This window comes from Actinomyces radicidentis (genome assembly GCF_001553565.1).
Lineage (GTDB): Bacteria > Actinomycetota > Actinomycetes > Actinomycetales > Actinomycetaceae > Actinomyces > Actinomyces radicidentis.
Genome location: NZ_CP014228.1, coordinates 2,595,536 through 2,618,404, shown reverse-complemented (window position 1 = coordinate 2,618,404; position 22,869 = coordinate 2,595,536). Strand labels below are relative to the sequence as shown.

Below are 22,869 nucleotides of genomic sequence, written 5' to 3'. Positions count from 1 at the left end.
CGGAGCCCACCGGTCGGCCCCGCACCCCTGGAGGGTGCGGGGCCGAGCCGCGTCCCGGATAGGATCGGCGCGCCGCGGGACGACCCGCGGCCACGGGAACCGGGCGGGGACGGCCCCGCAGGTGCCGGCCGCCACGACGCCCAGCCCCGGGCGATGGGGCCGGTGGAAGGAGGGCGTCGTGCCCTGGCTCATCCTCATCGGCTCCGGACTCTTCGAGGCCGTCTGGGCCACCGCCATGGACCGCTCCGAGGGCTTCACCCGCCTCGGACCGACCATCGTCTTCGCCGTCGCCTGCCTCATCTCGATGGGCGGGCTCTCCATCGCCCTGAAGGACGTGCCAGTCGGGACCGGCTACGCCGTCTGGACCGCGGTCGGCGCCGCCGTCACGGTCACCTGGGCCATGGCCACCGGCGCCGAGTCCGCCTCCGTCATCAAGATCCTTCTGCTCATGGGGCTCGTCGGCTGCGTCGTCGGCCTCAAGCTCGTCGAGGGCTCGCCCGAGTAGCGGGCCCGGCGCGGTCGCACCGGGTCGCGGTGGGCAAAACGCGGTACTAACCTGCCGGGTATGCAGTCTCAGTCGCCGGCGCAGTCCCGGTTGGTGCCTGACAGGATGACCGTGCTCGTCACGGGTTTCGAGCCCTTCGGCGGCGCCGACGTCAACGCCTCCTGGGAGGCCGTCAAGCGCCTGCCCGCCCGGATCCCCTTGGCGGGAGGCACCGCCGAGCTCAGGACCGAGGAGCTGCCCGTCACCTTCGACGGTGCCGCCGCACGCTCCCGCGAGCTCATCGAGAGCCTGCGCCCCGACGTCGTCCTCCACGTCGGCGTCAACGCCGCGGCAGAGGCCGTCAGCCTCGAGACCACGGCCCGCAACATCGCCGACGCCCGCATCCCCGACAACGCCGGCCACCGGCCCGCGGGGGAGCGGCTCACCCCCGGCGGAGCCGAGACGCTGCGCTCCACCTGGCAGTCCGAGGCCCTTGTGGGCCGGCTGCGAGCCGCCGGCCTCCCGGTCGAGTCCTCCGACGACGCCGGCCGCTACGTCTGCAACGCCACCCTCTACGCGGCCCTCGAGACCGCCCAGGCACTCAGCGAGGGCTCCGGCGACGACACCCCGTACGTCGGCTTCGTCCACGTGCCCTCCCTCGAGACCCTCGGCGTCGAGGTGACGACCGAGGTCCTCACGCGCCTCGTCGTCGAGCTCGCCGACCAGGCCCGTCGCCGCGCCGCTGCTCGGACCGGCCTCGGACGCCTCGCCGTCCCGCGCACGGACCGCCCCCTACGCGTGGGCCTCACCGGCGGCATCGGCTCCGGGAAGTCCTCCGTCGCCAGGATGCTCGAGGCCCACGGCGCGAGCGTCGTCGACGCCGACGGCCTCGCCCGCGAGGTCGTCGAGCCTGGAACCCCGGGACTCGCGGCGATCGCCGAGGCCTTCGGCCCGACCGTCCTCACCGACGACGGCGCCCTCGACCGCCAGGCCCTCGCCGGCATCGTCTTCGCCGATCCCGGGGCCCGCGCGAGGCTCGAGTCGATCACCCTGCCGATCATCGCGGTGACCGCCGCCGAGCGCATCGACCGCGTCCCCTCCGGGCAGGTCGCCGTCTACGACGTCCCGCTCCTGGCAGAGGGAGGCATCGCCGACCTCTTCGACGCCGTCATCGTCGTCGAGACCCCGCTGCCGCTGCGCCTCGAGCGGCTCGAGGGACGCGGCCTCGCCCGCGACGAGGCCCTCGCCCGCATGGAGAACCAGGCGAGCGACGAGGAGCGGCGCGCCCTCGCCGACGTCCTCCTCCTCAACAACGGCACCCGGGCCGACCTCACCGCCGGCGTCGACTGGGTCTGGGAGAACCGGATCGCCCCGGCCCTTCCCTGACGGCGCAACCGCCTGTGGTGCGCGCCCTGGGAGCGCGTCGTGGGCGCCGCGTAGCCTGACACCATGCGCCCCGTCACCGACCTCCGCCGTGCCGAGAAGCCCTTCGAGGTCATCAGCCCCTACCAGCCCAGCGGCGACCAGCCCACGGCCGTCAAGGAGCTCACCGAGCGACTGGGCGCGGGGGAGAAGGACATCGTCCTCCTCGGCGCCACGGGAACCGGCAAGTCGGCGACGACGGCCTGGCTCGTCGAGCAGGTCCAGCGCCCCACCCTCATCCTCGAGCCGAACAAGACCCTCGCCGCGCAGATGGCCGCGGAGTTCCGCGAGCTCCTGCCCAACAACGCCGTCGAGTACTTCGTCTCCTACTACGACTACTACCAGCCCGAGGCCTACGTCCCGCAGACGGACACCTTCATCGAGAAGGACTCCTCCATCAACGACGAGGTCGAGCGCCTCCGCCACAGCGCCACGAACTCGCTCCTCACGCGCCGCGACGTCGTCGTCGTGTCGTCGGTGTCCTGCATCTACGGCCTGGGCACGCCCCAGGAGTACGTCGACCGTATGACGCCGCTGTCCGTGGGGGAGCAGATCGACCGCGACGACCTCCTGCGCCGCTTCGTCGGCATGCAGTACACGCGCAACGACATCGACTTCACGCGCGGCACCTTCCGCGTGCGCGGGGACACCGTCGAGATCATCCCCATGTACGAGGAGCTCGCGATCCGCATCGAGTTCTTCGGCGACGAGGTCGAGTCCCTCGCCACCCTCCACCCGGTGACCGGGGACGTCATCGCCCAGGTGGACCAGGTCTTCATCTTCCCCGCCTCCCACTACGTCGCCGGCCCCGAGCGCCTCGGCCGCGCCATCGAGGGCATCGAGGACGAGCTCGCCGACCGCCTCCAGGTCCTCGAGCGCGACGGCAAGCTCCTCGAGGCGCAGCGCCTGCGCATGCGCACCACCTACGACCTGGAGATGCTCAAGCAGATCGGCACCTGCTCCGGCGTCGAGAACTACTCGATGCACATCGACGGACGATCCCCGGGCACCCCGCCGAACACGCTCCTGGACTACTTCCCCGAGGACTTCCTGCTCGTCATCGACGAGTCGCACGTGACCGTCCCGCAGATCGGCGCCATGCACGAGGGCGACGCCTCCCGCAAGCGCACGCTCGTCGACCACGGCTTCCGCCTGCCCTCGGCCCTGGACAACCGCCCCCTCACCTTCGGCGAGTTCGAGGACCGCATCGGCCAGACCGTCTACCTGTCCGCCACCCCGGGCGACTACGAGATGAACCTGTCCGACGGCGTCGTCGAGCAGATCATCCGTCCCACCGGCCTCGTCGACCCCAAGATCGTCGTCAAGCCCACCGAGGGGCAGATCGACGACCTCCTCGAGGAGGTCCGCCGCCGCACCGACAAGGACGAGCGCGTGCTGGTGACGACCCTCACCAAGCGCATGGCCGAGGACCTCACGACCTACCTCGCAGACCGCGGCGTGCGCGTCGAGTACCTCCACTCCGACGTCGACACCCTGCGCCGCGTCGAGCTGCTGCGCGAGCTGCGCCTGGGCCAGTTCGACGTCCTCGTCGGCATCAACCTCCTGCGCGAGGGCCTCGACCTTCCGGAGGTCTCCCTCGTCTCCATCCTCGACGCGGACAAGGAGGGCTTCCTGCGCTCCACCCGCTCCCTCATCCAGACGATCGGCCGCGCCGCCCGCAACGTCTCGGGCGAGGTCCACATGTACGCGGACAAGGTCACGCCGGCGATGGCGGAGGCCATTGAGGAGACCGAGCGGCGCCGCACCAAGCAGCTCGCCTACAACACCGAGCACGGCATCGACCCGCAGCCGCTGCGCAAGAAGATCGCCGACGTCACCGACATGCTCGCCCGAGAGGACGTCGACACCGAGGAGCTCCTCGCCGGCGGCTACCGAGGCCACGAGGAGAGCGCCGTCAGGTCCCGCCGCAAGAAGGCCGCGGAGACGACCGTCCGCGAGAAGCTCGCCGGCGCCGCCGAGTCGGACCTCGTCCAGCTCATCGGTGACCTCACCGACCAGATGCACCAGGCCGCCGAGGACCTCCAGTTCGAGCTCGCGGCCCGCCTGCGCGACGAGATCCAGGACCTCAAGAAGGAGCTGCGCGACATGCGCGCGACGTCGTGAGGCTCCCGGCGCTCCCCGCGGCAGGGACACCGGCCCGGGCACCATCCGACCCGCCGACTCGACAGGTCGCCCTGGGACGTTAGACTCAGGGCGACCACTCGGAGGGGAGTACTCCCACCAACGGCGACGTCGTCATCACGGCGGACCTGGCACCCGGCACCGGCCCGGCGCGCAGGCCCCCGGCGTCGCAGGCCAGATCGGCACCGCGCAGACGGTGCGGGCATGGCGGGAGGAGACCTTCGGTACCCGACCCGTACCGGAGGAGCACCCGCATGGACGTGCACGCCCTCGGATGGATCGCGCTCGCCGCGATCATCCTCACCATGATCACCGTCGACGTCGTCGGCCACGTGCGCACACCCCACGAGCCCACGATGAAGGAGGCGGCCTGGTGGTCGATCGCCTACATCGCCATGGCCGTCGTCTTCGGCGGCATCGTCTGGGCCGTGTGGGGCGGGCAGTTCGGCCAGGAGTACTTCGCCGGCTACATCACCGAGAAGGCGCTCAGCGTCGACAACCTCTTCGTCTTCGTCATCATGATCTCCGCCTTCAAGGTGCCCAGGAAGTACCAGCAGGAGGTCCTCCTGGCGGGGATCGTCATCGCCCTGGTCCTGCGCCTGGTCTTCATCCTCGTCGGCGCCGCCCTCATCGAGAACTTCTCCTGGGTCTTCTACCTCTTCGGCGCCTGGCTCCTGTGGACCGCGATCTCCCAGGCCCGTGAGGGCGTCGAGACCCCCGACGAGCACGAGGCCGACGACTACGAGCCCTCCGCCTTCGTCCGGCTCATCTCCCGCGTCGTCCCCATCACCGACGGCTTCGTCGGCGGCAAGGTCATCCACCGCCACGCCGGCCGCACCATGATCACCCCGATGCTCCTGTGCATCATCGCCATCGGCACCGCCGACGTCATGTTCGCCGTCGACTCCATCCCCGCGATCTACTCGCTCACCGCCGAGCCGTACCTCGTCTTCGCCGCCAACGCCTTCTCCCTGCTCGGCCTGCGTCAGCTCTACTTCCTCATCGACGGTCTGCTCGACCGCCTCGTCTACCTCCACTACGGGCTCGCGGCGATCCTCGGCTTCATCGGTCTCAAGCTCGTCAACCACGCCCTGCACACCAACGAGCTGCCCTTCATCAACGGCGGCCGGCACGTCGACCTCGTCCCCGAGCCCTCCATCGCCGTCTCGCTCGGCTTCATCGTCCTCACCATCGTCATCACCGTCATCGCCTCGCTGCTCTCCTCCCGGCCGGCACCCGCCCGCCGGACGGTCGGCACCGAGGCCGAGCCCACCGGCTGAGGCGGGCGCCACCGCCGGGCCGCGTACCCGGTGGTGGCGCAGAGCCCCGCCAGCCACCACCACCCGTCCCTGGAGCAACCTGACGCCACCGGCGCCCCGCCTCCGTCAGGAGCACCCATGATCGTCCACCCCATCGCCTGGATCAGCCTCGCCGCCATCGTCCTCGGGCTCCTCACCGTCGACTTCCTCGGGCACGCCCGCAACCCGCACCCGCCCACCATGAAGGAGGCGACGCTGTGGACGCTGGGCTACATGGGCCTCGCGGCCGCCTACGGCGTCGTCATCTGGGCGATCTACGGCGCGGTCCCCGGGCAGGAGTTCTTCGCCGGGTGGCTCACCGAGTGGTCGCTCAGCGTCGACAACCTCTTCGTCTTCATCCTCATCATGAGCGCCTTCCGCGTGCCTCGGGACTACCAGCAGAAGGTGCTGCTCCTCGGCATCGTCATCGCGCTCGTGCTGCGCCTCGTCTTCATCCTTCTCGGCGCCGCCCTCATCGAGCGCTTCACCTGGATCTTCTACCTCTTCGGCGCGTTCCTGCTGTACACGGCCGTCAAGCAGATCATCGACGCCGTGCACGAGGAGGACGAGCCCGACGACGGCATGGAGTACGTCGACAACGGCGTCACCCGTCTCATCCGCAAGGTCGTCCCCGTCACCGACGGCTTCGTCGGCAACCGCCTCGTCCACCGCCACGCCGGCCGCACCCGCATCACGCCCCTGTTCATCTGCGTCATCGCGCTCGGCACCGCGGACCTCATGTTCGCCTTCGACTCGATCCCCGCGATCTTCGGCCTCACCCAGGAGCCCTTCCTCGTCTTCAGCGCCACGGCCTTCTCCCTGCTGGGCCTGCGGCAGCTCTTCTTCCTCATCGACGGGCTCCTCGAGCGCCTCGTCTACCTGCCCTACGGCCTGGCCGTCATCCTCGGCTTCATCGGCTTCAAGCTCATCAACCACGCCCTCCATGAGAATGACTTCTCCTGGCTCAACGGCGGCGAGCCGATCCTCGCGATCCCGGAGCCCTCGACAACCGTGTCCCTCGGGGTCATCATCGTGACGCTGGTGCTCGTCGCCGTGACGAGCGGCATCCACACGAGGAGGAGCGAGTGACGCACGGGCGCCCGACGTCGGGTCTGAGCAGCGCGGAGGTCGCCGAGCGCGTCCGCGAGGGGCGCACCAACGAGTTCCGCACCCGCACGTCCCGCTCCGGCGGCCAGATCCTGCGGGCCAACGTCTTCACGATCTTCAACGCCATCATCACGACGGCCCTCGTCCTCACCCTCGTCTTCGGGCACTGGGCCGACGCGCTCTTCGGCTTCGTCCTCGTCCTCAACACGGCCACCGGCACCCTCGCGGAGATCCGCGCCAAGCGCGCCCTGGATCGCCTCTCCGTGCTCGACGCCCCCGTGGCCCACGTCATCCGCGACGGAGAGGAGTGCAACGTCGAGGTGGGCGCCGTCGTCCTCGACGACGTCCTCCGCCTCAAGGCGGGGGAACAGGTGCCCGCCGACGCCGCGGTGCTCCAGGTCGACGGCCTCGAGGTCGACGAGTCGATCCTCACCGGCGAGTCCGACTCCGTGCGCCCCGAGGTCGGCGCCACCGTCATGTCCGGCACGACCGTCACCTCCGGCAGCGCCCTCGTGCGCGCCACCGCCGTCGGCGCCGACGCCTACGCCCACCGGCTGGCCACGGAGGCCCGCCGCTACTCCGTGGTCCGCTCCGAGCTCCAGGAGGGGACGAACCGCATCCTCACCTGGATCTCCTGGGTCATCGTGCCCGTCGGGCTGCTCGTCCTGTGGTCCCAGATGCGCCTGAACGGCTCGGTCTCGCAGTCACTGTCCTCAGGGGAGTGGCGGGTCGCGCTCGTTGCCGCCGTCGCCAGTGTCGTCGGCATGGTGCCGCAGGGCCTCGTGCTCCTCACGAGCGTCAACTTCGCGACCGCCTCCCTCAAGCTCGCGCGCCAGGACGTGCTCGTCCAGGAGCTGCCCGCCGTCGAGGTCCTGGCCCGCGTGGACACCCTCTGCCTCGACAAGACCGGCACCCTCACCACCGGACGCATCACCTTGCGCGGGGTCCTCGGAGCCGACGGCGAGCCCCTGGGCCCGGGCCCGGGAGAGCAGGACGAGCAGCGCGACGCGGGCTTCCGGCTCGCCGGCGACCTGCGCGAGCCCCTCCTCGCCCTCACCGGCGGCAGCGAGCCCAACGCCACCGCCGAGGCCGTCCTCACCGCCCTCACCGGCACCGAGGTCACCGGATCCACCGAGCTCCGCCTCCTGCCCGGCGTCTCCGCCGTCCTGCCCCGCACGCACTCCGCCGTCGCCTTCTCCTCGCGCCGCAAGTGGTCCGGGACCGTCCTCGACGGCGAGGCCTGGGTCATGGGCGCCCCCGAGATCGTGCTCGACGCCGCCGACGGTGCTGACGTGCTGCTGGACCGCGCCCGCGCCCTGTCCGAGGACGGCGTCCGCGTCGTCGCCCTGGCCCACGGCGGCACCTCCTTCGGCACCGCCCCCGACGGCGACGCCGCCCTGCCCGGCGGGCTCACCGCCGCCGGGCTCGTCGAGCTCACGGAGGAGGTCCGCCCCGACGCCGAGCAGACCCTCGCGTACTTCCGCGAGCAGGGCGTCATGGTCAAGGTCATCTCCGGCGACAACCCCGTCACCGTCGCCGCCGTCGCCCGCCGCGCCGGCGTCCAGGGCCCCGACGGCGCCGCCCCCGTCGCGCTCGACGCCCGCGAGCTGCCCACCGAGGTCTCCGACCCCGAGCAGCTCGAGCGCCTCGCCGCCGCCCTCGACGGCGCCCAGGTCCTCGGACGCGTCACCCCCGAGCAGAAGAAGGCCGTCGTCCAGGCCCTCCACCACCGGTCACGCACCGTCGCCATGACCGGCGACGGCGTCAACGACTCCCTCGCCCTCAAGGAGGCCGACCTCGGCATCGCCATGGGCAACGGCGCCCCCGCCACGAAGGCCGTCGCCCGCATGGTGCTCCTGTCCGGCGAGTTCTCCGCCCTGCCCGGCGTCGTCGCCGAGGGACGCCGCGTCATGGCGAACACCGAGCGCATCGCGAGCCTCTTCCTCGCCAAGACCGTCTACGCGAGCCTCATCGCCGTCGTCGTCGCCATCACCGCCATCAGCTACCCCTTCCAGCCCCGCCAGCTCACCATCGTGTCCTCGCTGACGATCGGCATCCCGGCCTTCGTCCTCGCTCTCGCGCCCAACTCGCAGCGCTACCGCGCCGGCTTCCTGCCGCGCGTGCTCGGTCTGGCCGTGCCCGCCGGGCTCGTGGCGGGAGCCGCCACGCTGGCGACGCGCCAGTGGCTCGAGATCACCGGCGCCGCCGACGAGCAGGTGACGACGGGCGCCACGCTCGTCCTCGTCATCGCGGGCCTGTGGCTCCTCACCCTCACCGCGAAGCCGCTCCTGGGCTGGAGGCTCGGTCTCATCCTCCTCATGGCCGGGGCCGCGGTCCTCGGCGTCCTCATCCCCGTCGTCCGTGAGTTCTTCCTCCTCGCCTGGCCGACGTGGCGGACCTGGACGGCGATCGCCGTCGGGGGAGGGGCCGCCGTCGCCGGCATCCAGGCCCTCGCCGTCGCACGATGGGTCCTGCGTCTCGAGGACCGCGTCGGTGAGCACGAGGAGAAGCGGACCGCCCGCAGGCGCTGAGCGTCCGGCTGGCACCCACCGCAGAGCGCGCGGGAGCCCGCCGGCGTCCTCAGGGGACGACGGCGGGCTCCCGTCCGTTCGTGCGGCGCCGACGGTCGTCGTCAGCACCGCACGTCAGCGGCTCACTTGAGGATGCCGATGACCGGCTTGTACTCGTGCGGGATCCGCTCGGCGATGAAACCGTTCTTGTGGAAGGGGTCCTCGTCGAGGAGGGCCAGGGCGCCCTCGGCGTCCTCGGCGCGGACGATGATGAGCGCGTCGTGCGTGCCCACGTAGGGGCCGGCGGCCAGAAGGCGGTCCTCCTCCGCGAGCTCGCCGTTGAAGGCGCGGTGGGCCGGGCGGACGACGGCCATCTCGTCGTCCTTGTCCGTGACGTAGTGGTACTCGACAGCGAAGATCTTGCTCATGACGGCAGCCTATCGGCGCGGGCCCGCGCACGTGGCGAATCACTCGCCCGCCATCGTCGAACACCTGTATGACCGGGACCAGGGGCCCACCTAGACTCACGCGTTGTGAATGACTCCCTCATCATCCGCGGCGCCCGCGAGCACAACCTCAAGGGCGTCAGCCTCGACCTCCCGCGCGACGAGATGATCGTCTTCACCGGTCTGTCCGGCTCCGGCAAGTCCTCCCTCGCCTTCGACACGATCTTCGCCGAGGGCCAGCGCCGTTACGTCGAGTCCTTGTCCTCCTACGCCCGGCAGTTCCTCGGCCAGATGGACAAGCCCGACGTCGACTTCATCGAGGGCCTGTCCCCGGCCGTCTCCATCGACCAGAAGTCCACCTCCCGCAACCCGCGCTCCACCGTCGGCACGGTCACCGAGGTCTACGACTACCTCCGTCTCCTCTACGCGCGCGCCGGCGTCCAGCACTGCCCCGTGTGCGACGCCGTCATCGCCTCCCAGACGCCCCAGCAGATCGTCGACCAGGTCCGCTCCATGGAGGAGGGCACCCGCTTCCAGGTCCTGGCTCCCGTCGTGCGCGGCCGCAAGGGCGAGTACACCGAGCTCTTCGAGGAGCTCCAGGGCCGCGGCTTCTCCCGCGTCCGCGTCGACGGCGAGACCCACCGGCTCGGCGAGGTCCCCGCCCTCAACAAGAAGCTCAAGCACGACATCGAGGTCGTCGTCGACCGCCTCGTCGTCCGTGAGAACATCCGCCAGCGCCTCACCGACTCGGTCGAGACCGCCCTCGGGCTCGCCGACGGCCTCATCATCATCGACAAGGTCGACCTCGAGGCCGACGACCCGGAGCGCGAGCAGCGCTACTCCGAGAAGCGCGCCTGCCCCAACGAGCACCCTCTCCAGCTCGACGAGATCGAGCCCCGCACCTTCTCCTTCAACGCGCCCTACGGCGCCTGCCCCGTCTGCACCGGCATCGGCACCCGGCTCGAGGTCGACCCCGAGCTCGTCGTCCCCGACGAGGAGCTCACCCTCGCCGAGGGCGCCATCGCCCCGTGGACCGGTCACCAGAAGCACTTCACGCGCACTCTCAAGGCGCTGGGCGAGGAGCTCGCCTTCGACGTCAACACCCCGTGGCGGGCCCTTCCCGAGCGCGCGAAGGAGGCGATCCTGCGCGGCAAGGACTACGAGGTCAAGGTCAAGTACCGCAACCGCTGGGGACGCGAGCGCGTCTACTCCACCGGCTTCGAGGGCGTCCTCGACTACGTCATGCGCAAGCACGACGAGACCGAGTCGGACCTCTCGCGCGAGCGCTACGAGGGCTACATGCGCGAGGTCCCGTGTCCCGCCTGCGAGGGCACGCGTCTCAAGCCCGAGGTGCTCGCCGTGCGCGTCGGCGACCTGTCCATCGCGCAGCTCTCCGACCTGCCCATCAACGAGTCCCGCGACTTCCTGCGCGACCTCGACCTCACCGGCCAGGCCAAGAAGATCGCGTCCAGCGTCCTCACCGAGATCAACGCCCGCCTCGGCTTCCTCGTCGACGTCGGCCTCGACTACCTCAGCCTCTCGCGCGGCGCCGCCACCCTCTCCGGCGGCGAGGCCCAGCGCATCCGGCTCGCCACCCAGATCGGCTCGGGCCTGGTCGGCGTCCTCTACGTCCTCGACGAGCCGAGCATCGGCCTGCACCAGCGGGACAACGCGCGCCTCATCGAGACCCTCGAGAAGCTCCGCGACCTCGGCAACACCCTCATCGTCGTCGAGCACGACGAGGACACGATCCGCTCCGCTGACTACGTCGTCGACATCGGCCCCGGCGCGGGGGAGAAGGGCGGCGAGGTCGTCTACGCGGGCGACGTCGCCGGCCTGCTCGACGCCGCGGGCTCCTTCACGGGCGACTACCTCGCCGGCCGGCGCGAGATCACCGTGCCCGCGACGCGCCGCAAGCGCGAGAAGGGCCGCGAGGTGACCGTCGTCGGTGCCCGCGAGAACAACCTCAAGGACGTCACCGTCACCTTCCCCCTCGGCGTTCTCACCGCCGTCACCGGCGTGTCCGGCTCCGGTAAGTCCTCCCTCGTCAACTCGATCCTCTACCAGGTCCTCGCCAACCGCCTCAACCGCGCCCGCGGCGTCCCCGGCCGCCACAAGACCGTCAAGGGCCTGGACAACCTCGACAAGGTCGTCCACGTCGACCAGTCGCCCATCGGACGCACCCCGCGCTCGAACCCGGCGACCTACACGGGCGTGTGGGACCACGTCCGCAAGATCTTCGCCTCCGTGCCGGAATCGAAGGTCCGCGGCTACGGCCCCGGGCGCTTCTCCTTCAACGTCAAGGGTGGGCGCTGCGAGGCCTGCAAGGGCGACGGCACGCTCAAGATCGAGATGAACTTCCTTCCGGACGTCTACGTCCCCTGCGAGGTCTGCAACGGGGCGCGCTACAACCGCGAGACCCTCGAGATCCGCTACAAGGACAAGACGGTCGCCGACGTCCTCGACATGACGATCAACGAGGCCGCCGACTTCTTCGCGGCGACGCCGATCATCGCCCGCCACCTCAACACCCTCGTCGAGGTGGGTCTCGGCTACGTCCGACTCGGCCAGTCCGCGACGACGCTCTCCGGAGGTGAGGCGCAGCGCGTCAAGCTCGCCACCGAGCTCCAGCGCCGCTCCACGGGGCGCACGATCTACGTCCTGGACGAGCCGACGACGGGCCTGCACTTCGAGGACATCCGCAAGCTCCTCGACGTCCTCCAGGGCCTCGTCGACAAGGGCAACTCCGTCGTCGTCATCGAGCACAACCTCGACGTCATCGCCAACGCCGACTACGTCATCGACATGGGCCCCGAGGGCGGCAAGGGCGGCGGCACCGTCGTCGCCACCGGCACGCCGGAGCAGGTCGCGGCCGTGCCCGAGTCGTACACCGGGCAGTTTCTCGCGCCCGTCCTCGAGCGGGCCAGGCAGCGCGCCGGCCGCTGAGGCGCCCAGTCACGCAGCCGGGGAACCGCCCTGTGGCGGGAGGAGTCCCATCCCTCCACCGGGCGGCTCGCCGTTCCTGGCCAGGGGCACGCGGTGGCGGGTGCCCGTGGTCCGGGTGTTGGACCGGTTAGCGGTTCGGCGGTTGGAAGCGCTCGTCGCCCTGACCGGTGCCGGTGCTCGGCAGCCGCCAGGCCGGCGGGGCCTGCGCGGTGGGCGCCTGCGGGTATCCGGGGGCGGCAACGGGCCCGGGCGCTCCTGCGGCGTCGGCGCTCGCCCGCCCGGCGCTCAGAGGGGTCTGGGACTGCTGAGGTCCGACGAGGTCCCCGGCGGCCTTGTTGTAGGCCAGCGACAGGCCGAAGCAGATGAGGCCGGCGACGAGGAGCGCGACGACACGGCTCATGGAGGACTGCGCTCCGACGTCGAGGAGGGCCAGCTTGAGGACGGCGAGCAGGACGAGGACGAGGCCGTAGTGGCGCAGCAGCGTCGCGCGGACCCGGAAGCCGCCCACGACGCAGACGGCGCCGGTGAGCAGGATGACGATGGTGAGCAGCACGCTCGTGAGGCTCTGCCCGGTGAGCAGGCAGACGGACCACCACAGGACGACGGAGGCGAGCCCGGCCAGCGCCAGCGTGACGGCGCCCTCGTCGGCCCACGGGATGAGGAAGCGGGCCGCCATCGCGGTGAGCCCGGCGGCGACGACGACGAGGAGCGCCGACCAGACGAGGTCGTCCCCCGCGTCCGCGACGGCGAGGTCGGTGAGGGCCAGCGCGCCGAGCGCGAGGGCTCCGACGACGCCGGTCGCAGGGACCTGGGGAGCCGCGAGGGCACGACCGTCGACGACGCGGACGCCGGGGCGGGTGCCGGCGAGGACACCGGTGAGGAGGCCCATGGGGCTCGCCCCGCCTGAGAGGAGGCCGAGGGCGAGGACGCCGGCGGTGGCGAGGCTGATGAGCAGGACCGCCAGCGGGGCGGCGTCGTCCTCTCCCAGGACGCCGGCGCGGTCGAGCATGACGGTGAGGCTGACGGGCACGGTGAGGACGATCGTGACAGCAGCCAGCCAGGCGGCCGCGGTGAGCGTCCCGGCGCGGAGTGCCGCGGGAGACGCCGTCCCCGTGGCGGGAGCGTTCCCGGCACCGGTCGTCGCCGGCTGCCCGTCGGGACGTGCGCGGGCGGGCCCGTCGGGGAGCGGTGCGAGCTCGTGCTCTGCGACGACCGCCAGGACGAGGCTCAGCAGCGCGCTCACGAGGACGAGGACGTCGCCGGTCGTGCTCGTGTGCGGCGTGAGGAGCAGACCGGCGCCCCACACGGGGCCGACGACGACGCTGACCGCTGAACCGAGTCGGGCGAGCACGAGCGTCGTCGGGACCAAGGCGGCGAGCGCGAGGAGGACGAGTCTCGGCTCGAGCGCGGTCGCGCACAGCCCCACGAGGCCGGTGACGACGAGGGCGGTCAGGCCCGCGCTGCGACGCAGCCCCGCCGTGCCGCGGGGGAGGAGCAGCGCCGCACCGACCGCCAGCAGCAGGGCGAGCCCGGCACCGAGCACGGTCATGGGGTCGTGCCCGCCGCCGATGGCGCGCACGGCGACCATGAGGAGGGCGCAGCCGCTGACCGCGAGGTCGAGGACCCCGGCGAAGGCGATGCCCCTGGCGCGCAGGGAGGGGGCAGCCTCGAGGACCTGGGCGTGCACGAGCACCACGGGCAGGAGCGCGAGGAGGAGGCCGAGCCACCCGGGCTCGGTGCGCAGGACGTGGCCCGGCACGACGAGGGCGGTGAAGCAGGTGGCCGCCATCGCCGCGAGGGCCGGTGCGCCCTCGGAGGGGCGGGGGCCCGAGCGGCGGGTGAGCACGCTGCCGAGGACCGCGAGCACGACGAGGTAGACGACGACCGCCGCCCAGGTGCCGACGGCGTCGCCGCCGCGCGCGTCGACGAACCAGGAGGCGAAGCCGGTGGTGACCATCGCGCCGACGCTCGAGATCGCGGCGGTGAGGGCCTGCTCGGAGCGCTGGGCGATGACCAGGAGGATCGCGCCCCACACCGCCAGGAGCGCGAAGGCCGCGAGCACGGGCACGCCGAGAGGGAGGAGGACGGCGCCGATGACGGCGACGTAGCCGAGAGCCCCGCCGGTGCCGGTGAGCGTGGCGGCGGCGACGCGCTGGCCGGGACGGCGCGAGGAGAGCACCGTGCCGCCGACGACCAGGCCGATGGCGACGAGCTCGAGGGAGCCGACCTTGACGACGTCGGGAATCGAGGACCACACGAGGGCCAGGAGGGTGACGGCGGCGAGGAGGACGAGGAGCGCCGCGGCGCCCGAGAGGAGGTAGCGGCCGACGTTCCCCTCGCGGCGGGCACGCTCCCACCACTCCGGGCCCGACGCGGTGGGCCGCGCGACGGGGGCGCCGGCGCCTGCAGTGGCCGGGGCAAGGCGGACTGCAGCGGGAGCTGCGGGACGGGGTGTCTGCGCGCCCGGCGCGAGCGCGGCGGCGTAGGCCTGCCGGACGGTGCTCCGGGTGTCCGGGGCGACCTCCGCGCCGGTGTACGGGGCCGGGGCGACCTCCGCGCCGGTGTACGGGGCCGGGGCGGCCAGCGACTGCGGCGCGCGCTGGGAGGCCGCCGCGGGCCGCGGGGAGGGCGCGACCCGACGGCCCGTCGGCCCAACAGCCGGCGTGGGCTCCTCACCGGGACGGTCCACGGCGGTGGCGAGGGGACGCCATGAGACCTCGTGCTCGGCGTCGGCGGCGGCCGGGCGCGCGACTCGGTGGGCGATCCAGTCGATCTTCTGCTCCATGACCGAGAGGCGGCTCAGGATCTCGTCGAGGTCTCCGGTCGCGGGGGAGGCGGGACTCGGGGTCATCGTGGGCTCCTTGGGCGTGGGGTGCGTCCTTGCCGGGAGGCTACGGGGAGCCGTCGCCGCCGGACAGGGGGAGAACGCCCCGTGTGGACAACAGTCCGGTCACGGCCCCTGGGGAGCCCGGCTCAGGGGGGGCCGCCGACGTCGTCGGGTCTCAGCGGGCGAACAGCCGGAGCACGTACCCTGTGGCCATGAGCGAGAACGGACTCACTGCCGCCCAGAGCAAAATGCGCGACGCCGGCGTCGCCGAGCAGGCCATCGACGTCTTCAGCCACTACTACAAGGCCCTCGAGGACGGCGCGACCGGCCTCATCCCCGAGGACACGATCGAGCCCCTCACCGAGGTCGACTCCATCGACGACGTCGAGATCAGCGACGAGCAGGCCCGCGAGGCCCTGTCCAAGACCGTCCTCATCAAGCTGAACGGGGGACTGGGCACCTCGATGGGCATGGACAGGGCCAAGTCCCTCCTGCCGGTCCGCGACGGCAAGTCCTTCCTCGACCTCCTCGTCGACCAGGTGATGGCAGCCCGCAAGCGCTACGGCGTCGAGCTCCCACTCATCTTCATGAACTCCTTCCGCACCCGCGAGGACACCCTCGCGGCCCTCGCCGGGCACCCGGGTATCGCGGTGGACGGCCTCCCGCTCGACTTCCTCCAGAACCGCGAGCCCAAGCTCCGCGCCGACGACCTCACCCCCGTGACATGGGAGGCGGACCCGTCGCTCGAGTGGTGCCCGCCGGGCCACGGCGACATCTACACGGCGCTCGTCGCCTCCGGCGTCCTCGACGCCCTCATCGAGCGCGGCTTCCGCTACGCGATGACCTCGAACTCGGACAACCTGGGGGCCGCCCCCTCGGCGCGTCTGGCCGGCTGGTTCGCGGCGTCCGGAGCCCCGTACGCCCCGGAGATGTGCCGCCGCACCCCGGCGGACGTCAAGGGCGGCCACCTCGCGGTGCGCAAGTCCGACAGCCGCATCATCCTGCGCGACACGGCGCAGACCCCGGCCGACGAGATGCACTACTTCACCGACCAGTTCCGCCACCCGTTCTTCCACACGAACAACCTCTGGTTCGACCTGGTCGTCCTGCGCGACACGCTCATCGAGCGCAAGGGCATCCTCGGCCTGCCGCTCATCAAGAACGCCAAGACGGTCGACCCGGCGGACTCCTCCTCGACGCCGGTCCTCCAGCTCGAGACGGCGATGGGCGCCGCCGTCGAGGCCTTCGAGGGCGCCACGGCCGTCGAGGTGCCGCGCAGCCGCTTCCTCCCCGTCAAGACGACGAACGACCTGCTGCTGCTCCGTTCGGACACCTACGAGGTGGACGAGGACGGCCTGCTCCAGATGGTCCCGGAGAAGGCCTGCACGGTGAGCCTCGACCCGTCCGCCTACAAGAAGATCAAGGACTTCGAGGCCCGCTTCCCGAAGGGCGCGCCGTCCGTCAAGGACGCCACGAGCCTCACCGTCGAGGGCGACTGGACCTTCGGCGCCGACGTCGTCGCCACCGGTGACGCGCACGTGACCACCGAGGGCGCCCCGGGCGAGATCCCGGACGGCACACGGCTCTGAGCCGGACTCGTCGGGCCGTGCCGGCTCACGGGCACGAGAAAGGGCCGGGACCACGTGGTCCCGGCCTTCTCACCAGGTGGGCGATACTGGAATCGAACCAGTGACCTCCTCGGTGTGAACGAGGCGCTCTAACCCCTGAGCCAATCGCCCGGTGCGGGGGACAGGCTATCCAGGGCCCTCGGCATCCGGCAAATGAGGACCCGGTGAGGTGGATCACCGGAGGCTGATTTGCGGCGCCGGGTGACACGGGTGTTATTGTTTCCCAGCACCGAGCGGTTCGGATGAATCACTTGGAACGCATGCGGATGTGGCTCAGTTGGTAGAGCATCACCTTGCCAAGGTGAGGGTCGCGGGTTCGAGTCCCGTCATCCGCTCCGAGGGGCCGGGGCCTCCCAGCTTCCCGGTCGTCTCACTGGTGGGTTGGCCGAGAGGTTAGGCACCGGCCTGCAAAGCCGTTTACACCGGTTCGAATCCGGTACCCACCTCGGGCGATTGGCGCAGCGGGAGCGCGCTTCCCTGACACGGAAGAGGTCACTGGTTCGATCCCAGTATCGCCCACCAAAACGAAGGGCGCGGCTCCGTGGAGCCGTGCCCTTCGTCGTGCTCGGGCCACGGTGCTCCACCACCGATGGTCACCACTCCGTCGGCATCCCGAGCCGGCGAAGCCGTGGGGCGGTCCCCAGCACGACGACGCCAGCGGCGGCGGTCGCCGCGGTGACGGCGAGCGCTCCCGTCGCGCCGAGGCGCTCGAGCCCTGTCGTGGCGAGCAGAGGGGCGAGGGCGGCGGGCCCGATATTGATGAGCTGGAGTGCCGAGCTCACCCGTTCGATGACGTCCGCGGGATGTCGAGCACCGGACGAGGAGGTCCTTGCGGGGGAACCGGTCGACGACGACGGCCGCCGGGAGCAGGGCGAGGTCTCGGGCACTTGGGGGCGCGAGCTGCTACTCATGGTGCTCCACCCGGTCCTCGACGAGCGACGTCCACTGCGCCGGAACCGGGATCCTGCGCACGGTTCGGGAGAACAGGGCGACGGCGAGGGAGAGTGCGCACAGCCCGACGCCGACGGCGATCCCCACTGCGATGCCTGGACCTGCGACCAGCGCTCCGGCGGCGACCGATGTGAAGGCGACGGGGACCCCGACGAGCAGCACCTGGGCCGAGTCGACTCGCCCCTGGAGGTCAGGCGGGACCATGGCGAAGATGAAGCCGCTCGTCGCCGCACCGTTGGTCGGCAGGATGAGGGTCTCAAGGAAGCATGCCGCGAGGACGACCGCGAAGGACTGGTTGACGAGCGCGACGGAGTACGAGGCCACGATCCACGCCTGGCTGAGCACGACGAGTCGGCCGGTCGCGACCCGGTCCGTGAGCCGTCCTGCGACGGGGGAGCCGATGAGGATGCCGATGGCCTCTGCCGTCGAGAGGAGACCGACCTGCGCGGACGAGGCACCTTCGGCAAGGAGGCCGAGCTCGAAGGTGGTGAAGACGAGGAAGGTGCCGACGTTGTTGATGAGCGAGATGACGACGAGCGCCGTCATGCGTGGACGGTCGAGGACCCACCGGAATCCCTCGGTGGCGTCGCGGAGCACCGGAAGGACGCGGAGGCCTCGCCACCGGATCCCCGAAACCTGCGGCCGCTCCGAACCACCGTGGGCGCCCACGCCGTCCTCGGGCGGAGCTGCGGGCTTCAGGGGCGGCAGTCGCCACGCGGCGAGGCCGAGGACGAGGTAACCGAACGAGCCCACGACCCAGGGGAGGGCGTGGCCGGCCGCGAAGAGCGCGCCGGACAGCGGCCCTCCGAGGACGTCCGCGGAGGCGTCCCGCGCCTGGTTGACGGCGGAGGCGCGCGGGTACTGCTGGACGGTGACGAGCGACCGGAGAGCCGCCTCGCCGGCGCCGCCGATGAGCGCACCGAGCGTCGTGCCGACGACGGTGAAGACGACGAGGAGCGGGAACGTCATGCGGTCGATCGCGACGAGGACGGCGAAAGCGGCCCAGACGGTTCCGTTGAGGACCGCCCGCAGGACCATGAGCGTGCGCCGGTCGGCACGGTCCGTGATGAGACCACCGAAAAGGGCGAAGCCGTAGGCGATGACCATCTTGATGGTCCCGAGCGTGCCCGCCAGCGTCGTCGATCCGGTGAGGGAGTAGGTCAGCAGGGTGAGCCCGAGTGCCTGGACCGCACCGCCGTAGCGGTCCGCCGTCGTCGCCACGAGCCAGGTCCGGTAGGTCCTCGACCGCCACAGGCTGGGTGGTGTCGCGGGAGGGTCGACGGCAGGTGCCGGGGCGGTGTCATCCATGGGCAGCATCGTGCACCCGCTACAGGCATTGCGCAACAGCAGTCGCGCAGCGTGTCTTGGCGGGCCGTGTCAATGGTCCCTACACTCACGGCATGGCACGCCACGTCTCCGACCCCGCCGTCATGCGCGCGGTGGCGCACCCCCTCCGGCTCCAGATCCTCGACGAGATGTGGGACGCGAACCGCCCGCTCCGTGCGGCGGACCTCGCCGAGATCCTCGAGCAGCCGGCCAACTCGATCAGCTATCACGTCCGCAAGCTCCGCGACGCCGGATACGTCGTCGACGTCGACGGGCCGGAGGGCTCGACGGCGCGTGATCACTGGTACGCGGCGCCTCAGCGCGGGATCCGGACGGAGAGCGAGACGGGTTCCCTCGCCGCGGCGGCGGCCGCAGTCACGCGCACGAGCTATGCCCAGCACGCGGAGACTGTCTTCGCGGCCCAGCACGCCGAGCTGTCCCCTCAGATGCACATCGACGGCCTGCTCTGGCTCCCGCGAGACGTGGCGGGAAAGTTCGTGGAACGGTTCTCCGCCCTTGCGAAGGAGATGCGGGAGGCGTCCTTCGAGGCGCTGGAGACCGCCGAGGACGGCACGCCCTTCACCCGGTTCATGTTCCTCACCGACCTCGTCCCGAGCACCCGGAACGGCGAGCGCATCGAGCGCCCCGTCGAGGAGGTGCCCGGCATGGACGCGGAGCGCCTCGAGGACGAGGAGGGCTACTGAGCCTCCGTCGGCGCTGAGACCGCTGGAGCCTCGTGCTCCGGTGTCCGGGCGCCGCGCTCAGCCGAGCCAGTGCTCGAGGACGGCGAGCACGCCGTCCTCGGCGTTCGACGGCGCCAGCAGGTCCGCCGCCTCGAGCGCGGGCTGGGAGGCGTTCGCCATGGCCACGCCCGTGCCCGCGGCACGCAGCATCTCGACGTCGTTGGCCGAGTCCCCGAAGACCGCGGCCTGCTCGCGGCCCAGCCCCCTGTGCTCGAGGAGCACGTCGAGACCGAAGGCCTTGTGCCGCCCGGGCATGATGACGTCCACCGAGTCGTGCCCCGAGGTCACCGGCACCATCGCACCGCCCGGCGCGGTGACGAGCTCCTCGACGAGCGCCGGGTCGATACCCTCGCGCTGGACTATGGAGACCTTGTCAACGCGCCGCCCGGCCAGGTCCGAGGCCGAGCCGACGGCCTCGTACTGCGGGAAGTAGAAGGCGAGGTAGTCGCGCATCTCCGCCGGCTCGCAGGACCGGATGAAGGCGCCGTCCGGTCCGGAGGCGACCCAGGATGCGCCGCCGCGCGCGTCGGCGTCCTCGAGGACCCCGATGAGGTGCGCGAGCGTCGACCCGTCCACCGAGGACTCGAGGAGACGCTCGTCGCCCACCCCCACGATCGATCCGTTCTCGGACTGCACCGCGTCGGGCGCCAACGCCACCCCGTCCTCCTCGTTCTCGAAGAAGCTGAGGAGCTGAGCCTCCTGGTTGCCCGAGGCGACGACGAAGCGCACGTCCTCCCGTCCGCCATCGGCGACCGGATGTGCCCGCCGCCCGGGCCTCGCCCTACTCTCGCCCCATGGCCGATCCCTCGACGTACCGCCCCGCGCCCGGGGAGATCCCCACCTCGCCCGGTGTCTACCGCTTCATCGATGGCGAGGGCCGCGTCATCTACGTCGGCAAGGCCAAGAACCTGCGCCAGCGGCTGTCCAACTACTTCCAGGACCTCGCGGCTCTCCACCCGCGCACCCAGAGGATGGTGACCACGGCCTGCGCGGTCGAGTGGACCGTCGTCGCCACCGAGGTCGAGTCCCTCGCGCTGGAGTACTCCTGGATCAAGGAGTTCAACCCGCGCTTCAACGTCATGTACAAGGACGACAAGTCCTATCCGTACCTGGCGGTCACCATGAACGAGACCTACCCGCGCGCCCAGGTGGTCCGCGGCGCCCGCAAGCCCGGCGTGCGTTACTTCGGCCCCTTCGTCCAGGTCTGGTCCATCCGCGAGACCCTCGACCAGCTCCTGCGCGTCTTCCCCGTGCGCTCCTGCTCCTCCGGCGTCTTCAAGCGAGCCCACGCCTCGGGACGCCCCTGCCTCCTCGGCTACATCGACAAGTGCTCCGCCCCCTGCGTCGGCCGCATCAGCCCCCAGGACCACCGCGTCCTCGCCGAAGACCTCTGCGCCTTCATGGCCGGCCGCACCGGTCCCTACCTGCGCGAGGTCGAGTCCGAGATGAAGGCTGCCGCCGGTGCCCTCGACTTCGAGAAGGCGGCCCGCCTGCGCGACGACGCAGCGGCCCTCAAGAAGGTCATCGAGCAGAACGCCGTCGTGCTCGACGACGCCACCGACGCGGACGTCTTCGCCCTCGCCCGCGACGAGCTCACCGCCGCCGTCCAGGTCTTCCACGTCCGCGGCGGGCGCGTGCGGGGCCAGCGCGGCTGGGTCGTCGACACCCCCGAGGACACGACGGACGCCGACCTCGTCGAGCGCCTCCTCCAGCAGGTCTACGCCGACCTCCTCGACCCGTCCGGCGAGGAGTCCGCCCGCGACACCGGCGCCGGCCAGGCCCCCGCCGCCGTCGGCGCCCCCGAACGCTCCGGCCCCACGACCTCCCTCGGGGTCGGTGGCCGTGCCCCCTCGGCCCCGCTCGCCCGCACCTCCGGCCAGGCCGGGGCGGACGGGCGTCACCGCGCCGACCACTCCAGCGGCGCCACGAGCGTCGACGACGTCGCCCACACCGCCACCACGGCGGTCCCACGAGAGATCCTGGTGCCCGTCATGCCCGACGACGCCCCTGCCGTCGCCGCCTGGCTCACCGGCCTGCGCGGCGCCAAGGTCGACCTCCGCGTACCCCTGCGCGGGGACAAGGCCGCTCTCATGGCCACCGTCCGCAAGAACGCCGAGGAGGCCCTGCGCCTCCACAAGACGCGCCGCGCCGGCGACCTCACCCAGCGCTCCCAGGCCCTCGACGAGCTCGCCGAGGCCCTGGACCTGCCCGAGGCGCCCCTGCGCGTCGAGTGCTACGACATCTCCCACACCCAGGGCACCTACCAGGTCGGATCCATGGTCGTCTTCGAGGACGGCACCCCGAAGAAGTCCGACTACCGCCACTTCATCGTCCGCGGCGAGAACGGCGAGGGCGCCACCGACGACACCGCCGCGATGCACGAGGTCCTCACCCGCCGCTTCAAGCGCCTCCTCGCCGAGCAGGGCGCCGAGGCCGGCGAGGCGGGGCGCGAGGCCGCCGAGGCGATCCTCGCCGGGGGAGTGCCCGCCTCCGGCCCGGTCGACGACGACGGCGTCCCCATCGTCTCCGGCCCGGTCGACCCGACCACCGGTCGCGCCAAGCGCTTCTCCTACGCGCCGAGCCTCGTCGTCGTCGACGGCGGCCTGCCCCAGGTCAACGCCGCCCGCGCCGTCCTCGACGAGCTCGGCGTCGACGTGCCCCTCGTGGGCCTGGCCAAGCGCCTCGAGGAGGTCTGGGTCCCGGGGGACGAGTTCCCCGTCGTCCTGCCGCGCACCTCGCCGGCGCTCTACCTCCTCCAGCACCTGCGTGACGAGTCCCACCGCTTCGCCATCACGCACCACCGCAAGAAGCGCTCGCAGGGCATGACCCGCTCCGTCCTCGACGAGATCCCGGGCCTCGGGCCCGCCCGGCAGGCCGCGCTCCTCAAGGAGCTCGGCTCCGTCAAGCGGATCCGCGCGGCGAGCGTCGAGGACATCGCCGCCGTCAAGGGCATCGGTCCCGCGCTGGCCGGTACCATCCACGAGCACCTCAACCCCACGACGTCGGCCGGCGCCGAGCGCGCCGACGAGAATCGATAAG

Annotated in this window: 15 protein-coding genes and 4 tRNA genes; 13 read left to right on the top strand and 6 right to left on the bottom strand. The window is 71.7% G+C overall.

All coding sequences use genetic code 11. The features are described 5' to 3' along the window. Positions 1-178: 178 nt before the first annotated feature. The 6 genes from AXF14_RS11100 (at position 179) to AXF14_RS11075 (ending at position 8,984) form a co-directional block, all read left to right on the top strand. Complete coding sequence (locus AXF14_RS11100; protein ID WP_067943229.1) at positions 179-505, top strand: DMT family transporter; 327 nt, start codon at positions 179-181, stop codon at positions 503-505. Positions 506-610: 105 nt separating this feature from the next. Continuing rightward, on the top strand, positions 611-1,870 hold the full coding sequence (gene coaE, locus AXF14_RS14805; RefSeq protein ID WP_084355535.1) for a dephospho-CoA kinase: 1,260 nt from the start codon (positions 611-613) through the stop codon (positions 1,868-1,870). 63 nt (positions 1,871-1,933) lie between these two features. Further along, entirely contained in the window at positions 1,934-4,030 is a 2,097-nt protein-coding gene (gene uvrB, locus AXF14_RS11090; RefSeq protein WP_067943228.1) for an excinuclease ABC subunit UvrB, read from the top strand. Between the two features lie 272 nt (positions 4,031-4,302). Beyond that, positions 4,303-5,328, top strand: coding sequence for a TerC family protein (locus tag AXF14_RS11085; RefSeq protein ID WP_067943226.1), 1,026 nt, complete (start codon positions 4,303-4,305; stop codon positions 5,326-5,328). Between the two features lie 117 nt (positions 5,329-5,445). Beyond that, positions 5,446-6,435 (top strand): TerC family protein, encoded by a 990-nt coding sequence (locus tag AXF14_RS11080; protein WP_067943224.1) that lies wholly within the window; start codon positions 5,446-5,448, stop codon positions 6,433-6,435. Further along, the gene (locus AXF14_RS11075) at positions 6,432-8,984 is read left to right on the top strand and encodes an HAD-IC family P-type ATPase (RefSeq protein WP_067943222.1); all 2,553 of its coding nucleotides are present in this window, start codon (positions 6,432-6,434) and stop codon (positions 8,982-8,984) included. Before AXF14_RS11080 ends, AXF14_RS11075 begins: the two co-directional genes overlap by 4 nt. A 122-nt stretch (positions 8,985-9,106) precedes the next feature. On the opposite strand, the gene AXF14_RS11070 is transcribed toward AXF14_RS11075, so the two are convergent. After that, complete coding sequence (locus AXF14_RS11070) at positions 9,107-9,391, bottom strand: YciI family protein (protein ID WP_067943220.1); 285 nt, start codon at positions 9,389-9,391, stop codon at positions 9,107-9,109. Between the two features lie 105 nt (positions 9,392-9,496). Here AXF14_RS11070 and uvrA point away from each other — a divergent pair, with 105 nt between their 5' ends. Beyond that, the gene (gene uvrA, locus AXF14_RS11065) at positions 9,497-12,355 is read left to right on the top strand and encodes an excinuclease ABC subunit UvrA (RefSeq protein WP_067943218.1); all 2,859 of its coding nucleotides are present in this window, start codon (positions 9,497-9,499) and stop codon (positions 12,353-12,355) included. A gap of 127 nt (positions 12,356-12,482) precedes the next feature. Here uvrA and AXF14_RS11060 read toward each other — a convergent pair whose 3' ends face one another. After that, positions 12,483-15,206, bottom strand: a complete 2,724-nt coding sequence (locus tag AXF14_RS11060; RefSeq protein ID WP_067943215.1) for a DUF2339 domain-containing protein — start codon at positions 15,204-15,206, stop codon at positions 12,483-12,485. Positions 15,207-15,394: 188 nt separating this feature from the next. Here AXF14_RS11060 and AXF14_RS11055 point away from each other — a divergent pair, with 188 nt between their 5' ends. Next, on the top strand, positions 15,395-16,771 hold the full coding sequence (locus tag AXF14_RS11055; RefSeq protein WP_067944372.1) for a UTP--glucose-1-phosphate uridylyltransferase: 1,377 nt from the start codon (positions 15,395-15,397) through the stop codon (positions 16,769-16,771). A gap of 77 nt (positions 16,772-16,848) precedes the next feature. Here AXF14_RS11055 and AXF14_RS11050 read toward each other — a convergent pair. Beyond that, a tRNA-Val gene (locus AXF14_RS11050) sits at positions 16,849-16,921 on the bottom strand. A 151-nt stretch (positions 16,922-17,072) separates the two neighbouring features. Here AXF14_RS11050 and AXF14_RS11045 point away from each other — a divergent pair. From AXF14_RS11045 to AXF14_RS11035, 3 genes are all read left to right on the top strand, one after another. Continuing rightward, a tRNA-Gly gene (locus tag AXF14_RS11045) sits at positions 17,073-17,145 on the top strand. Positions 17,146-17,185: 40 nt separating this feature from the next. Further along, positions 17,186-17,256: transfer RNA gene (locus tag AXF14_RS11040), tRNA-Cys, on the top strand. A gap of 1 nt (position 17,257) precedes the next feature. Next, positions 17,258-17,332, top strand: a tRNA-Val gene (locus AXF14_RS11035). 71 nt (positions 17,333-17,403) lie between these two features. Here the strand turns inward: AXF14_RS11035 and AXF14_RS11030 are convergent. Beyond that, a complete protein-coding gene (locus AXF14_RS11030; RefSeq protein WP_067943213.1) occupies positions 17,404-17,592 on the bottom strand; it encodes a hypothetical protein in 189 nt (62 codons plus the stop codon). 121 nt (positions 17,593-17,713) lie between these two features. Then, on the bottom strand, positions 17,714-19,069 hold the full coding sequence (locus tag AXF14_RS11025) for an MFS transporter (protein ID WP_169798266.1): 1,356 nt from the start codon (positions 19,067-19,069) through the stop codon (positions 17,714-17,716). Positions 19,070-19,161: 92 nt separating this feature from the next. Here AXF14_RS11025 and AXF14_RS11020 point away from each other — a divergent pair, with 92 nt between their 5' ends. Then, positions 19,162-19,791 (top strand): ArsR/SmtB family transcription factor, encoded by a 630-nt coding sequence (locus AXF14_RS11020; protein ID WP_067943210.1) that lies wholly within the window; start codon positions 19,162-19,164, stop codon positions 19,789-19,791. A gap of 57 nt (positions 19,792-19,848) precedes the next feature. On the opposite strand, the gene AXF14_RS11015 is transcribed toward AXF14_RS11020, so the two are convergent. Beyond that, positions 19,849-20,559 carry an HAD hydrolase family protein gene (locus AXF14_RS11015; protein WP_067943208.1) on the bottom strand — a complete coding sequence of 237 codons (711 nt, stop codon included), beginning with the start codon at positions 20,557-20,559 and terminating at the stop codon, positions 19,849-19,851. A gap of 65 nt (positions 20,560-20,624) precedes the next feature. Between AXF14_RS11015 and uvrC the strand changes: the two genes are divergently transcribed. Continuing rightward, positions 20,625-22,868 (top strand): excinuclease ABC subunit UvrC, encoded by a 2,244-nt coding sequence (uvrC, locus tag AXF14_RS11010; protein WP_067943205.1) that lies wholly within the window; start codon positions 20,625-20,627, stop codon positions 22,866-22,868. Position 22,869 lies beyond the last annotated feature (1 nt).

Coding starts and splice junctions, on each gene's coding strand:
- AXF14_RS11070 (WP_067943220.1), bottom strand. CDS start 9,391: ATGAGCAAGATCTTCGCTGTCGAGTACCACTACGTCACGGACAAGGAC.
- AXF14_RS11080 (WP_067943224.1), top strand. CDS start 5,446: ATGATCGTCCACCCCATCGCCTGGATCAGCCTCGCCGCCATCGTCCTC.
- AXF14_RS11020 (WP_067943210.1), top strand. CDS start 19,162: ATGGCACGCCACGTCTCCGACCCCGCCGTCATGCGCGCGGTGGCGCAC.
- AXF14_RS11085 (WP_067943226.1), top strand. CDS start 4,303: ATGGACGTGCACGCCCTCGGATGGATCGCGCTCGCCGCGATCATCCTC.
- uvrB (WP_067943228.1), top strand. CDS start 1,934: ATGCGCCCCGTCACCGACCTCCGCCGTGCCGAGAAGCCCTTCGAGGTC.
- AXF14_RS11060 (WP_067943215.1), bottom strand. CDS start 15,206: ATGACCCCGAGTCCCGCCTCCCCCGCGACCGGAGACCTCGACGAGATC.
- AXF14_RS11025 (WP_169798266.1), bottom strand. CDS start 19,069: ATGGATGACACCGCCCCGGCACCTGCCGTCGACCCTCCCGCGACACCA.
- AXF14_RS11055 (WP_067944372.1), top strand. CDS start 15,395: ATGAGCGAGAACGGACTCACTGCCGCCCAGAGCAAAATGCGCGACGCC.
- coaE (WP_084355535.1), top strand. CDS start 611: ATGACCGTGCTCGTCACGGGTTTCGAGCCCTTCGGCGGCGCCGACGTC.
- uvrC (WP_067943205.1), top strand. CDS start 20,625: ATGGCCGATCCCTCGACGTACCGCCCCGCGCCCGGGGAGATCCCCACC.